At 53.7% G+C, this 13,293-nt stretch carries 13 protein-coding genes; 8 read left to right on the forward strand and 5 right to left on the reverse strand.

The window, feature by feature from the left end; all coding sequences use genetic code 11:
* Positions 1 to 57: 57 nt before the first annotated feature.
* From hslO to igaA, 4 genes are all read right to left on the reverse strand, one after another.
* Positions 58 to 936 (reverse strand): Hsp33 family molecular chaperone HslO, encoded by an 879-nt coding sequence (gene hslO / locus HV345_RS01535; protein WP_053388958.1) that lies wholly within the window; start codon positions 934 to 936, stop codon positions 58 to 60.
* Between the two features lie 24 nt (positions 937 to 960).
* Positions 961 to 1,362, reverse strand: a complete 402-nt coding sequence (hslR, locus tag HV345_RS01540; RefSeq protein ID WP_016157639.1) for a ribosome-associated heat shock protein Hsp15 — start codon at positions 1,360 to 1,362, stop codon at positions 961 to 963.
* Positions 1,363 to 1,372: 10 nt separating this feature from the next.
* Entirely contained in the window at positions 1,373 to 2,041 is a 669-nt protein-coding gene (gene yrfG / locus HV345_RS01545) for a GMP/IMP nucleotidase (RefSeq protein WP_016157638.1), read from the reverse strand.
* Positions 2,042 to 2,103: 62 nt separating this feature from the next.
* The gene (igaA, locus tag HV345_RS01550; RefSeq protein ID WP_019078148.1) at positions 2,104 to 4,239 is read right to left on the reverse strand and encodes an intracellular growth attenuator protein IgaA; all 2,136 of its coding nucleotides are present in this window, start codon (positions 4,237 to 4,239) and stop codon (positions 2,104 to 2,106) included.
* Positions 4,240 to 4,561: 322 nt separating this feature from the next.
* On the opposite strand from igaA, the gene nudE reads away from it, so the two are divergent.
* A complete protein-coding gene (nudE, locus tag HV345_RS01555; RefSeq protein WP_016154795.1) occupies positions 4,562 to 5,122 on the forward strand; it encodes an ADP compounds hydrolase NudE in 561 nt (186 codons plus the stop codon).
* 57 nt (positions 5,123 to 5,179) lie between these two features.
* Here the strand turns inward: nudE and mrcA are convergent, their stop codons facing one another.
* Complete coding sequence (gene mrcA / locus HV345_RS01560; RefSeq protein ID WP_181636185.1) at positions 5,180 to 7,732, reverse strand: peptidoglycan glycosyltransferase/peptidoglycan DD-transpeptidase MrcA; 2,553 nt, start codon at positions 7,730 to 7,732, stop codon at positions 5,180 to 5,182.
* A 120-nt stretch (positions 7,733 to 7,852) separates the two neighbouring features.
* On the opposite strand from mrcA, the gene HV345_RS01565 reads away from it, so the two are divergent.
* The 7 genes from HV345_RS01565 to aroB all read left to right on the forward strand — a co-directional run bounded on the left by HV345_RS01565 (position 7,853) and on the right by aroB (position 13,235).
* On the forward strand, positions 7,853 to 8,632 hold the full coding sequence (locus HV345_RS01565; protein ID WP_016157634.1) for a hypothetical protein: 780 nt from the start codon (positions 7,853 to 7,855) through the stop codon (positions 8,630 to 8,632).
* On the forward strand, positions 8,632 to 9,171 hold the full coding sequence (locus tag HV345_RS01570) for a PilN domain-containing protein (RefSeq protein WP_046274535.1): 540 nt from the start codon (positions 8,632 to 8,634) through the stop codon (positions 9,169 to 9,171). The genes HV345_RS01565 and HV345_RS01570 overlap by 1 nt, the downstream gene beginning before the upstream one ends.
* Positions 9,155 to 9,610, forward strand: a complete 456-nt coding sequence (locus HV345_RS01575; protein ID WP_131347061.1) for a hypothetical protein — start codon at positions 9,155 to 9,157, stop codon at positions 9,608 to 9,610. Before HV345_RS01570 ends, HV345_RS01575 begins: the two co-directional genes overlap by 17 nt.
* Complete coding sequence (locus HV345_RS01580) at positions 9,600 to 10,013, forward strand: HofP DNA utilization family protein (protein ID WP_181636186.1); 414 nt, start codon at positions 9,600 to 9,602, stop codon at positions 10,011 to 10,013. The genes HV345_RS01575 and HV345_RS01580 overlap by 11 nt, the downstream gene beginning before the upstream one ends.
* Positions 9,916 to 11,163 carry a DNA uptake porin HofQ gene (hofQ, locus tag HV345_RS01585; protein WP_181636187.1) on the forward strand — a complete coding sequence of 416 codons (1,248 nt, stop codon included), beginning with the start codon at positions 9,916 to 9,918 and terminating at the stop codon, positions 11,161 to 11,163. Before HV345_RS01580 ends, hofQ begins: the two co-directional genes overlap by 98 nt.
* A 404-nt stretch (positions 11,164 to 11,567) precedes the next feature.
* A complete protein-coding gene (gene aroK / locus HV345_RS01590) occupies positions 11,568 to 12,089 on the forward strand; it encodes a shikimate kinase AroK (RefSeq protein ID WP_003023552.1) in 522 nt (173 codons plus the stop codon).
* Positions 12,090 to 12,146: 57 nt separating this feature from the next.
* On the forward strand, positions 12,147 to 13,235 hold the full coding sequence (gene aroB, locus HV345_RS01595) for a 3-dehydroquinate synthase (protein WP_181636188.1): 1,089 nt from the start codon (positions 12,147 to 12,149) through the stop codon (positions 13,233 to 13,235).
* Positions 13,236 to 13,293: the final 58 nt, after the last annotated feature.

Consider the following 13,293-nt stretch of genomic DNA (forward strand, 5'->3'; position numbering starts at 1 on the left):
GATGGCGGTGCGAACGCCTATCCGGTCGACGATAGTGGGCCGGATAGGCAGTGGTGATTAATGTACCTGTGGGTCCGCCGGGGAAGCGTTGCTGCGGATCTCAGCAATGTCCATGGCATTAAACAGATAGTGGCTCCCGCAGTAATCGCAGTGCATATCGATCTCGCCTTCTTCCGCCAGAATGCTGTCCACTTCTTCGTCCGGCAGCGTTTTCAGTGCGCCAGCGCAGCGTTCGCGTGAACAGGTGCATTTGAACTCAACGTCCTGCGGATCGTAGAGAGTAACCTCTTCTTCGTGGTACAAGCGCCATAGCACTTCGTTGGCCGGGAGCGTTAACAGCTCTTCAGTTTTGATGGTTTCGGTCAGGGCTGTCAGGTGATCGAAATCATCTGCCTGCGCGTTTTGCGCCGGCATTACCTGCAGAAGCATCCCGCCAGCAGCGGGTTTGCCATCGATGTCGCCAGTACGGATAAACAGACGTGTCGGCAACTGTTCAGAACGCATGAAGTAATCTTCCAGACAGGCGGCCAGCGTGTCGCCTTCCAGACCAACCACGCCCTGATAGCGCTCGCCTTCTTCTGGGGTAATGGTGATCACCAGGTAGCCGTTGCCTACCAGCGTTTTGAGATCAGCGCCTTCAGGGATATCGCCCTGCATACGGGCCACGCCGCGCATCTGCTGATTGTTGTTGCCGTTAATGACGGCCAGGCTCAGCGGACCATCGCCCTGCAGCTGTACGGTGATATCACCGGCAAACTTCAGCGTGGCGGTGAGCAGGCTGGTGGCGACCAGCAGTTCAGCCAGCACGTTCTTGACCGGCTGCGGGTAAGTATGATTTTCGAGGATCTGTTGCAGGGTTTCCGAAACGGTCACCAGCTCGCCGCGCACGGCAAAGTTTTCAAACAGATAACGATGTAATTGGTCATGTTGCGGCATAATCATCTCTCTTGCAGGTGACAGTCACTCGCTGTCGCCATGTTTAAATCGTAACAGGTCGCGGCGCTCTTTCTTGTCCGGTCGCCTGTCCGGGTGCGGCATGGTTAACGCGTTAAGTTTACGCGCCAGCGCCACTTTTTCGCGTTTTTCTACGCTTTCCGCGGTTTCTTCATACAGCGTAACGGCTTCCGTGGCCGGGCGACGCTGCTCGGTAATAGCCTTGATAATGACCGTTCGCTCGTCATTTCCCTGGCGCAGGGTGAGGGTGGCGTTCAGCTCGACAATCTTGCTCGGTTTGCTGCGCTGGCCGTTGTAATGCACCTTACCGCCTTCAACCATTTCGCGGGCTAGCGCACGCGTTTTGTAAAAGCGCGCAGCCCACAGCCATTTATCCAGCCTGACTTCAGCAGAGGGCTTTTCTTTCATGGCGTCTCCTTCACATCAGTGAGGGGATCAGTCGGCGGTAGTCATTCAGTGACGGATGGCGCGCGTACTGTTTTTCCGCGATGCCTGAGTCGGGATTGGTCACGCCGAGGCAGTAACGAATACCGTACAGAGCAGCGGCGTCGAGAATGGGTTCGCTGTCGTCAATAAACAGCGTCTTCTCTGCACTCATTCCCGTTTCTTCAGCCACAGCGTGCCATAACCGCTGATCCTCTTTGGGATAACCAAATGTGTGGGTGGAAAGTAATAAATCAAGGTGTGAGGCCAGACCGGTATGCTCCAGCTTCACCGCCAGGTTATGGGGATGCGCGTTGGTGAGCAAAATACGGCGCTTGCCGCTGGCTTTTAAGGCATCAAGAAACGGTACGGTATCTTCACGCAAAACGGCGCGCGGTCCCTGTTCCGTTGTCATGGCGCAAATATCAAGATCCAGGCATTCGCTCCAGTAATCCAGGCAGTACCAGTTTAGCGTATGCTGCACGGCATGATACTGCTGACGAATATAGTCCTGGGCTTCCTGGGGAGAGATACCCTGTTTCGCGCCATAGGTTTCCGGCACCAGTTTTTGCCAGAAATAGTTATCGAATGCCAGGTCGAGCAGCGTGCCGTCCATATCTAACAACACGGTATCGACATCCTGCCAGGCAATATTGATCTGCATGGAAACTCCCCAGAAGAAAACATGATGCGCGACAGGGTAGCATATCCTGTCGCGCGAGCGTGTTATCGAATCAGGCTTTCCGGGTTGTCAATCAGCGTTGGATTCAGGCAACTTTCGTAGTAGCTCTGAATTTCCGTGATGCGGGAGCGGTGACGCTGGTAGCGTCTGAAGGCCTGTATGCTGTTGTAGACAGCGCATCCGAGCATGGAGAACATCAGCAGCGTCGTGCCAAGGTAACGCCATAATCCTGAACGATCCGGGATACGGTGCAGGCCAATGTGCTGGGTGCCATTGGCGTCGGTCGAAATATTGGTGACGATCCCCTCCGCGCGAAACGGCGTCTGCATCAGCATCTGCGCCAGGCGCTGGAAGGCGTTCCACTGTTCCTGTGGGGGATAGTCATATAGCGAGGTTGTCGGCCACGGCTGATCGACCAGATCGCTGCCTTCGTCGCTGATAATCAGGAAACCGCCAGGGGCTGGGCTATTCAGCGTCTGGGCCGCTCGCGCAGTCTCGCGTGAAATAAACGGCGCCGTAGAGGTATTCACCAGATTATCCAACGACTCCGCGCTTACTGGACGCAGCAGCACGTTCACGCCATCCAGTTTGCCTGCGTTTGCCCGTTTCACCAGTGCCGTCCAGTCTTTACTGTTACCAAGGTTAACCAGTGCATTTTTTAAACGTACACATTCATCTTTGGCCGCGCACAGATCGGCCGTTTTCAGGACGATCTCGCCAAAATCGTCCAGTAACACCATTCCGGACTTTTGGATTGCCGAGCGTAACGATGCGCTGACGCGAGAGTCATCATCCGCTTTGGGGTGCAGTTGGCGGTTCACCGCCTGCGTGAGCGCGGTGGCTTTATTCACCAGGTCGGACTCAGGCAACGGTAATGCGCGCGCGTCATTCCAGATAATTTGCGTGCAATCGAAAGGCATAAACGGCGCGGAAGGCTGCGCATTCCAGCTCCCCTGGGTATGAATGTTACACATACCCGTACCGCTCAGATGCAGCGTGTCACCCACGCGAACGCCCGCGTTTTCAAGCTGTTTAACGCTGGTGGCTTCGATAGTTTGTGCGCCCTTCATCCAGGAAAGCGTAAGCTTTATCGGCATATCCAGCGGGATCCAAAACAGCAGCATCAGCAGCACCAGCAACGAGCCGCCCGCGATGACGGCGTTGCGCAGCCAGTGCTGTAACGGGAAGTTTTTGACTTCGTCATGCAGCGATAAAAAGCGCCCCTGGCGTACAACGTGGCGATCGAGATAAATATCAATATCCGTTTGCTGGCCAAGATCTTGTGCGATGTAAGGCTGCCAGTGCGGTGGATAAATCAGATCAATAATACCTAGCGAGATATTATTAATTTGCTCCTGGTCGTTTTCGCCAAACAGCCCCCAGCGACGCGGCGTACCGCGCAGACAATGAATTTCCCGCAGGGCGGTTTTAGACGGTGGGGCAAACAGCCCCCACAGACCCGCAGCCAGTAGCAGCACCGCGCCACCAACTGTCCACGGAACAAACGTATCCGGGATTATCAAACAGAAAAAGAACAGCAGGAACGATGCGGCAATCAGTAACGCCTCGCGCAATCCCGATGGGCGGCTAAGCGCATATTCTTCATGGGTTTCCTGGCGAATATTCAGCAGTTCAATCTGCTCGCTTTCTTCACCGCGAATGGACGCCTGGGTAGAAGCGGTGTGCTGTAACGCATAGCCACGCGCTTCCTGCATATATTCCTGCAGCGTATGGCCGTTCAGGGAGATAACCAGCGGTATCGTATTGGTGTGGATTAGCTCAACGCTGTTTTCGTCATTGATGTATTGTTCCCAGAAAGGGGGAAGATGTACCTCAACGGAATCAAGATAGTAACGCCATTTGTTAGGATCGTCGGTAGTAATGCCGTAACGTGTAATCGCGTGCGTAAGGACGATGACGCTATTACTTTGGGCATTCAGCGTTAATGACACCGGCGCGGAGCTGGCGCCCGTTGGACCAGGTACCTGCTGAATTTGACTAAGGCTTTCGAGATAGTTTTCGACTGCACTGCGCTCTTCAGGCGTGAGTTTACGCTTCGAGGCGTCTGAGAAGACGTTGCTCAAGGGTAAATTTTTCCGTCTGGATTTCGTTCTGAGTAGCCATCCTGCAAGCAATGAGCAGGCCAGCAAAGCAGCTAAAAAAATCAGAATGGTGCTCATGCTTTCCCCATCTTACTTAGTCTGTCAGGCGTGGTCAGTCGCACCCTGTTCAATATTCGTGATTCTGTGGTTGGCTATCGGCAAGTGTGGAGTCGAACTTGAGCATCTTTAAGTACAGCCCAGTAAATGCGAATCATAGCAAAATCACTAAAAATGGAATATCAGCAAATTCCTGGAGTTATTTCAACCTATTGACTTTTAATTTGAAATAGGGATTAACTTTTAGTACGTTACATAAATGTAAATAAACGGCAATTCACATTGCCGAAACCGTGCGGTATATCGCACAATAACCCCAGATTTCACAGCAAAGATCCTCACAATGAGCAAATCATTACAGAAACCCACGATTTTGAAAGTGGAAACCGTCGCCCAATCCCGGCTGTTTAAAGTCGAAAGCGTGGACCTTGAGTTCAGCAATGGCGTACGCCGCGTTTATGAACGTATGCGCCCGTCCACGCGTGAAGCGGTAATGATTGTGCCGATTGTGGACGACCACCTGATCCTCATCCGCGAATACGCGGTCGGGACCGAATCTTACGAATTGGGTTTTTCCAAGGGGTTAATCGATCCTGGCGAAAGCGTGTACGAAGCGGCGAATCGGGAGCTGAAAGAAGAGGTGGGGTTTGGCGCAAAAGATCTGACGTTTTTAAAGAAACTCAGCATGGCGCCGTCCTATTTCTCCAGCAAGATGAACATCGTGGTGGCGGAGGACTTATATCCTGAATCGCTGGAAGGTGATGAGCCTGAACCATTACCGCAGGTGCGCTGGCCGCTGGCGCATTTGATGGATCTGCTGGAAGATCCTGATTTTCACGAAGCGCGTAATGTGAGTGCGCTGTTCCTCGTGCGCGAATGGCTGAAAGGACAAGGGCGGCTTTAATTTCTCTTCACGAATAATAAAAAAGCGCCGAAGCGCCTTTTTTTGATCGGTCAGGGATCAGAACAGTTCGTGCGTCTCACCATTATCAATAATGGTCGTCCCCACCTCATGCACCGCCTGTTGCGTCGGCTGAGTGCCTTCAATGAAGTATTCTGCGCGGCTGTTGCCACCGCTTGCCAGTTGACCGGTGCTGCGATCGATATTGACCGTCACGATACCCGGCGGCGGCGTCAGCGGCTGCTCAGGCACGCCTTCCAGCACGGACTTCATATAGGCATCCCAGGCAGGCTGTGCGCTCTTTGCGCCGCCTTCGTAGCCGGAGATCTGGTCTTTGATCGCCCCAGAAGCCGTCGTGTGTCCGAGATTGCGGCGATGGTCATCAAACCCGATCCATACCGACGTCACCACGCCTGGCCCGTAGCCGGAGAACCATGCATCTTTAGAGCTGTTGGTGGTCCCGGTTTTCCCGCCGATATCATGGCGCTGTAAATCGCGACCTGCACGCCAACCGGTTCCCATCCAGCCCGGCTCACCAAAGATATTGGTGTTCAGGGCGCTTTTAATCAGGAAGGCCAGCGGCGTGTTGATCACATGTGGAGCGTACTCCTGCGTTCCGCTTTGCGCGACCAGCGCCTGGTTTGCCTGCTCAAGCTGAGGCATAGGCACGGAGGCATTCTGCTGTTCCTGCGAGACGGCGACATCTTCGACGTTACTGTTTTCCAGCACGTTAGATTTCTGGGTATCACCATAAATCACCGGAATATCGCATTCCGGACAGGCAATTTTCGGCTTCGCCTCGAAGATAACGCCGCCCATATCGCTTTCGATTTTACTGATGAAATACGGATCGACCAGGAAGCCGCCGTTAGACATCACTGCATAACCGCGCGCCACCTGCAACGGCGTGAACGAGGCAGAACCCAGCGCCAGCGACTCGGTGTGCACAATGTTCTGTGCCGGGAAGCCGAAACGTTGCAGATACTCTGCCGCGTAATCCACGCCCATCGCGCGCATGGCGCGTACCATCACCACGTTTTTCGACTGACCCAGCCCCTGACGTAAGCGGATAGGACCGGCGTATTGCGGCGGTGAGTTCTTCGGCTGCCAGTCGGAACCCGCGCCGGCATCCCAGCGGGAGATCGGCACGTCGTTAAGCATGCTCGCCAGCGTCAGACCTTTATCCATCGCGGCGGTATACAGGAATGGTTTGATGTTGGAACCCACCTGGCGTAACGCCTGGGTTGCACGGTTAAACTTGCTCTGGTTGAAGTCAAAACCACCGACCAGCGCCAGCACCGCGCCGTTTTGCGGATTGATGGAGACCAGTGCGGAGTTGACGTCCGGTACTTGTGCCAGCCACCAGGCATCGCCAACCTGGCGTACCCAGATTTGCTGCCCGGTTTGCACCACATCAGTCACTTTGCGCGGCGTCGGGCCTTGCTGGGTATCCGAGCGGTAAGGACGCGCCCAGCGCATGCCTTCCATCCGTAATGACACTGACGTACCATCCGCCAACGCGGCAATGGCTTCCTGCGGATTGGCGCTGGTAACAACCGCCGGTAGCAGGGGACCATAAGTCGGTAGCGCTTTCAGCGTATCGGTGATTTTCTTGCTGTCCCAACTGCTTTCGCCCACTTTCCACAGCACGTTCGACGGGCCGCGGTAACCGTGGCGCATGTCGTAATCCATTACGTTGTTACGTACTGCCTGCTGAGCAGCCTGCTGTACTTTGCGCGTAATGGTGGTGGTGATGCGATACCCGTCCTCATAGGCTTTCTCACCATAACGGTTATACATCTCCTGGCGCACCATCTCAGAGAGATACGGCGCGGAGAAGGCAATTTCCGGCGCGTGGTAGTTGGCGTCAATGGCTTCGCCGCGCGCCTGATCGTACTGGGCCTGCGTGATGTAGTTTTCGCTCAACATACGCGACAGTACGACGTTACGTCGCGCGGTTGCCCTTTCCATCGAATAGAGGGGGTTGAAGGTTGACGGCGCTTTTGGCAGACCGGCAATCACCGCAATTTCACTTAAGCTGAGCTGATCAACCGTCTTACCGAAATAGACCTGCGCGGCGGCACCTACGCCATAAGCGCGATACCCCAGGTAAATCTTGTTCAGATACAGTTCGAGGATCTCATCTTTACTCAGCAGTTGTTCAATGCGGATCGCCAGGAACACTTCTTTGATCTTACGCATCAGCGTACGTTCCGGGCTCAGGAAGAAGTTTCTCGCCAACTGTTGGGTGATGGTGCTGGCCCCTTGTGATGCATGGCCGGAGAACAGCGCGACGCTGGCAGCACGGAAGATCCCCACCGGGTCTACCCCGTGGTGCTCATAAAAGCGACTGTCTTCGGTAGCGATAAAGGCTTTAACCATTACCGACGGCATCTGATCCAGGGTGACCGGGATTCGACGTTTCTCGCCATATTGCGCGATCAGCTCGCCATCAGCACTGTAAACCTGCATCGGGATCTGTAAACGCACATCTTTGAGCGTCGCGACGTCAGGTAATTGCGGCTCAATATAGCGATAGAGGCCATAAATCGAGCCTGCTCCCAGCAGGATGCAACATACTGCAAGGATTAATAAATACTTTACGAACTTCACTGGAGATTTCCCATTTAGTGGCATTTGGGCAGTTTATAAACAAACGCGCGGTAGTATAAAGGCAAGCCAGACGCATTGATATACCCGTTAAAGCAACGGGTGATAAGGAGATCATCAGCAATGGCTTTCAATATTTGGAAAATTGGTCTGCATATTCAGCAACATGAAGCGCTGGCTGTCGCCGTAGTTCACGACGCATCCGGTTGGTTTCTCCAGCGCTGGTGGCGTATACCGCTGACGCCTCAGGTTATCGTCGATGGCCACATTCGCGAGCCTGAACAGCTTGTCGCAGCGCTACTGCCGTGGAGCCGGGAACTTCCTCGCCGACACCATATTCATCTCTCTTTTCCTGCCAACAGGACGTTACAAAAAAAGTACCCTCGTCCGGAAATGATGCTGCGCGAGCCGGAGCAAGCCGCATGGTTATCCGGTTCGATGGCGCGTGAGCTGGATATGGCGCCGGATGCGCTGCATTTTGATTATAGCGAAGACACGTTAAGCCCGGCGTTTAACGTCACTGCCGCGCAAAGCAAAGAGATTTCAGCGCTTCTGACGCTGATCCAAACGTTGAAGGTGCAGGTTACGGCGATTACGCCGGATGCCAGCGCGTTACAGCGATTTATACCTTACCTGCCAGAACGTCATCAGTGTCTGGTATGGCGTGATGACACCCAGTGGCTATGGGCGACCCGTTCGGCATGGGGGCGTAAATCAACGGGCGATATTGGCTGTATCGACGAGCTTGCCGCGACATTATCGCTTTCCACGACAGCCATTGCGCTATGCGATCCCAGCGGCTTCGATCCTTTAAGCGTGGTGTCCGTACGCCAGCCGCCAATTCCAACGCAAAGCCATCGCTTCACCATTGCACTGGGACTCGCTATGGGAGGCACATGTTGATGATAGCGACCATCAATCTTCTGCCCTGGCGCCAGACGCGACGTCGCGCCTGCCTACGCTTCTGGAGTGTTTTATTTGGCGCTTCGCTACTGCTTAGTAGCGGCGTGTTGTTGCGCTATTACAGCGTTTTGAGCGTAGAAAACCAGGTCGAATTGTTGTTAGCGGATGCCGAAAAGACGCGGGCCGAGGCTTTAATGGCGCTAAAGTCGCGTGTGCAGCAGCGCCAGCAACGATGGCAACAGGTTCAAGCGCGGAACAAACAGCGTGAGCAGACCCGAAGCTGGCAGCGGGTTTTGCAAGGGCTGGCGGAATTACTGCCAGAGCAGGCGTGGTTAACAAAAATAACCTGGCAGCAGGAGACACTGGAACTGACGGGAAACACGCTGAGCTTTGCCGCGCTGAAGGCGCTGGAAGCGCAATTACGCCAGCTGCCGCTGTTTAAATTGGGTAGCCCTGGCGAAACGCAGCAGGATGCGCAGGGACGCTGGCAATTCCACTATCGACTGATGCGGAGCGGTGCGCATGAAAACGCTTTGTGATAGCTGGTTAGCACAGTCGCCGCGCTTTCGGCTCATCTGCGGCGGTGGCTGGATGCTGGGACTGCTCATCGTCGTCATGTTATGCCTCAGCTCCACCGCGCAGAAACGGGTTATGCAACAAGAGGCGTTAAATCAGCAACGAGCGGCCATTCAGGCACAATGGCGAAATTTATATCTGCTGGCGGCATCGCCAGAAGAGCCTGAAGAGACGCTGATTCCGTTCTCCCCACTGCTGTTTCAGACACCTCTTGCACATCTTATCCACTGGCAACCCTCCGCACAGGGAGGAGAAATGACGCTGAAGCCAGGCTGGGATGCCATCCCGCCGATGTTTGTCCAATTAGCGGAGCAAGGGATGAACGTCAGCCGGTTTTCTCTTTACGCAGAAGGTGCGGAGCTGCTGTTAACACTACAACTGGAGCGCCTGAATGATGGTTGAACGCTGGCTGTTGGCGTGCGTAAGCGTACTGATACTCACCGGTATGCGTAATCCCTTCCTGCCGCCGGAGGACCGTTGCCAAATTGCTGAGCTGTCGGCATGGCGCTATCAGGGAATATTGAGCCAGGGCGTGCGACCCATTGGCATTGTTCAGGATAGCCAGAAAAAATGGCAGCGGGTTGAGCGAAATGATGTCCTGAAAAACGGTTGGACGGTTACGCAGATAACGGCCCAGAGCGTAACCCTCGACACAGGGAAAAACTGCGAGCCGTCGCAGTGGCAGTGGCAACGACAAGGAGCGATAAATGAAGCGATGGATGGCATGGATAGTACTCGTACTGGTGGTCGGGATTCAGAGCGTACTGGCGGCGAAATCACAAAACGTGACGCTGGTGGTCGATGATGTGCCGGTGGTGCAGGTATTGCAGGCGCTGGCCGAACAGGAAAAGAAAAACCTGGTAGTTTCTCCGGATGTCAGCGGTGTGCTGTCACTGCATTTGACGGATGTGCCCTGGAAGCAGGCATTGCAAACGGTGGTGAAAAGCGCCGGGCTGGTATTACGCCAGGAAGGCAACATTCTGCATGTGCATTCTGTTCAATGGCAGAGTGAAAATGCGGCTCGTCAGGACAATGAGCTGGCACGGCTTCAGGCCAGCCTGCCGTTGGAACATCGCAGTATCATTTTGCAATATGCTGATGCCTCCGAGCTGGCAAAGGCCGGAGAAAAGCTGCTCAGCGCCAAAGGAAGCATGACGGTGGATAAACGCACCAACCGCTTACTGCTGCGTGATAATAGCGTTGCGCTTAACGCACTGGAAACGTGGGTGGCGCAAATGGATCTGCCGGTTGCACAAGTCGAACTGGCGGCGCATATCGTGACAATTAATGAAAAAAGCTTGCGTGAGCTGGGGGTGAAGTGGTCGCTGGCTGACGCACAGCAATCGGGGGCTGTGGGGAACGTCACAACGCTTGCCAGCGATCTTTCTGTATCCACAGCCACATCCCGTGTGGGATTTAACATTGGCCGTATTAACGGTCGTTTACTCGAGCTGGAGCTGTCTGCGCTGGAGCAAAAACAGCAGTTGGACATCATCGCCAGTCCACGCTTACTGGCTTCTCACCGGCAACCTGCCAGTATTAAGCAGGGTAGTGAGATCCCTTATCAGGTCTCCAGCGGTGAAAGCGGCGCGACATCCGTCGAGTTCAAGGAAGCTGTATTAGGGATGGAAGTCACGCCCACCGTATTGCAGAAAGGACGAATCAGACTGAAACTGCATATCAGCCAGAATGTTCCCGGGCAGGTGCTACAGCAGGCGGATGGCGAAGTTCTGGCTATTGATAAGCAGGAGATTGAAACTCAGGTCGAGGTAAAAAGCGGCGAGACGATTGCGCTGGGCGGGATTTTTTCACATAAGAATAAATCCGCAGCCGACAGCGTGCCGCTGTTAGGCGACATCCCCTGGCTTGGCTCTCTCTTTCGTCATGATGGTAAAGAAGACGAACGGCGTGAATTAGTGGTTTTTATTACGCCCAGACTGGTTTCAACGCAATAACTTATGCATGAAAAGCCGTTGTTTTTGCACTGAACACGTTTCAGAGATTTGACGTGCGGGTGTATTTAGCATACAAGGAGTACCGATTTGAGTGTCGGTACTTTTCTTTACTTATGCGGCAGTAAATACGCTTTGCCTTTCTGGTGGTGTGTCATAGGCTTATTTGGTGTCATTTGGCTGCGCGATACGTCGCCAGGTCTGATGTTTGCAGGGTAGCATGCCTGCCACGACCAGAAATGCGTAAGGTTTGGTGATTTATTCAGTTGCCAAACCCGCTTGAGTATTGAGATAATTTTCAGTCTGACTCTCGCAATATCTTATGAGGTTTCAGTTCATGTCCTGCTGCGCTGAGTGTCTGCGAAGCGGGTTTACCATTAACGAATAGTCTTAGTAGTACCGAAAAAATGGCAGAGAAACGCAATATCTTTCTGGTTGGGCCTATGGGTGCCGGAAAAAGCACTATTGGGCGCCAGTTAGCTCAACAACTCAATATGGAATTTTACGATTCTGATCAAGAGATTGAGAAACGAACCGGAGCTGATGTGGGCTGGGTCTTCGATGTAGAAGGTGAAGACGGCTTCCGTGATCGCGAAGAAAAAGTCATCAACGAGTTGACGGAAAAACAGGGTATTGTGCTGGCAACTGGCGGTGGCTCTGTTAAATCACGTGAAACACGTAACCGTCTTTCCGCGCGTGGCGTCGTGGTCTATCTTGAAACGACAATTGAAAAACAACTTGCGCGAACTCAACGTGACAAGAAACGCCCGCTGCTGCAGGTAGAATCGCCGCCTCGTGAAGTTCTGGAAGCGTTGGCTGACGAACGCAATCCTCTGTACGAAGAGATTGCTGACGTGACCATTCGCACCGACGATCAGAGCGCAAAAGTCGTAGCAAACCAGATTATTCATATGTTGGAAAGCAACTAATTCTGGCTGAATACACACTCGTCTGCGGGTACAAGTAACTAAGGTGGATGTCGCGTAATGGAGAGGATCACAGTCACTCTCGGGGAACGTAGTTACCCTATCACCATCGCGGCTGGTTTGTTTAATGAGCCAGCTTCATTCTTACCGCTGAAATCGGGCGATCAGGTTATGTTGGTGACCAACGAAACCCTGGCTCCCCTTTATCTCGATAAGGTTCGCGGCGTACTTGAACAGACGGGTGTTAACGTTGATAGCGTTATCCTTCCCGATGGCGAGCAGTATAAAAGTCTGACGGTTCTGGATACGGTTTTCACTGCGTTACTGCAAAAACCGCACGGTCGTGATACCACGTTAGTCGCACTTGGCGGCGGCGTGATAGGCGATCTGACCGGTTTTGCGGCAGCCAGCTATCAGCGTGGTGTTCGTTTTATTCAAGTCCCGACAACCCTGTTGTCGCAGGTCGACTCCTCCGTTGGCGGCAAAACCGCCGTAAACCATCCCCTCGGTAAAAACATGATTGGCGCGTTTTACCAACCGGCGTCCGTGGTGGTGGATCTCGATTGTCTGAAAACGCTTCCTGCGCGTGAGCTGGCATCGGGGCTGGCGGAAGTGATCAAATACGGCATCATCCTTGACGGTGAATTTTTCAGTTGGCTGGAAGAAAATCTGGATGCGTTATTGCGTCTGGATGGTCCGGCGATGGCGTACTGTATTCGTCGTTGTTGTGAGCTGAAAGCAGAAGTTGTCGCAGCGGACGAGCGTGAAATGGGCTTACGTGCTTTACTGAATCTGGGACACACGTTTGGCCATGCGATCGAAGCTGAAATGGGTTATGGCAATTGGTTACATGGTGAAGCCGTTGCAGCAGGTATGGTAATGGCTGCTCGTACGTCAGAACGTCTTGGACAGTTTACCTCCGCTGATACGCAGCGCATCATTACGCTGCTGCAGCGAGCGGGCTTGCCGGTCAATGGACCGCGTGAAATGTCCAGCGAGGCTTATCTGCCGCACATGCTGCGAGATAAAAAAGTGTTAGCGGGAGAGATTCGTTTAGTGCTTCCGCTGGCATTAGGGAAGAGTGAAGTGCGCGGCGGAGTGTCGCACGAGGTGGTTCTTAACGCTATTGCTGATTGCCAGCCGGCGTAACAACAAGAAAGGTCTGGCTTGCGTTGCGAAACGTAGGTCTTTTAGCTTCAGGTTATGT

The organism is Citrobacter sp. RHBSTW-00986 (assembly GCF_013783065.1).
GTDB lineage: Bacteria > Pseudomonadota > Gammaproteobacteria > Enterobacterales > Enterobacteriaceae > Citrobacter > Citrobacter braakii.

Excerpts from the sequence above, each read along its gene's own strand:
- hslO (WP_053388958.1), bottom strand. The coding sequence starts at position 936 with ATGCCGCAACATGACCAATTACATCGTTATCTGTTTGAAAACTTTGCC.
- hslR (WP_016157639.1), bottom strand. The coding sequence starts at position 1,362 with ATGAAAGAAAAGCCCTCTGCTGAAGTCAGGCTGGATAAATGGCTGTGG.
- yrfG (WP_016157638.1), bottom strand. The coding sequence starts at position 2,041 with ATGCAGATCAATATTGCCTGGCAGGATGTCGATACCGTGTTGTTAGAT.
- igaA (WP_019078148.1), bottom strand. The coding sequence starts at position 4,239 with ATGAGCACCATTCTGATTTTTTTAGCTGCTTTGCTGGCCTGCTCATTG.
- nudE (WP_016154795.1), top strand. The coding sequence starts at position 4,562 with ATGAGCAAATCATTACAGAAACCCACGATTTTGAAAGTGGAAACCGTC.
- HV345_RS01565 (WP_016157634.1), top strand. The coding sequence starts at position 7,853 with ATGGCTTTCAATATTTGGAAAATTGGTCTGCATATTCAGCAACATGAA.
- HV345_RS01570 (WP_046274535.1), top strand. The coding sequence starts at position 8,632 with ATGATAGCGACCATCAATCTTCTGCCCTGGCGCCAGACGCGACGTCGC.
- HV345_RS01575 (WP_131347061.1), top strand. The coding sequence starts at position 9,155 with ATGAAAACGCTTTGTGATAGCTGGTTAGCACAGTCGCCGCGCTTTCGG.
- HV345_RS01580 (WP_181636186.1), top strand. The coding sequence starts at position 9,600 with ATGATGGTTGAACGCTGGCTGTTGGCGTGCGTAAGCGTACTGATACTC.
- hofQ (WP_181636187.1), top strand. The coding sequence starts at position 9,916 with ATGAAGCGATGGATGGCATGGATAGTACTCGTACTGGTGGTCGGGATT.
- aroK (WP_003023552.1), top strand. The coding sequence starts at position 11,568 with ATGGCAGAGAAACGCAATATCTTTCTGGTTGGGCCTATGGGTGCCGGA.
- aroB (WP_181636188.1), top strand. The coding sequence starts at position 12,147 with ATGGAGAGGATCACAGTCACTCTCGGGGAACGTAGTTACCCTATCACC.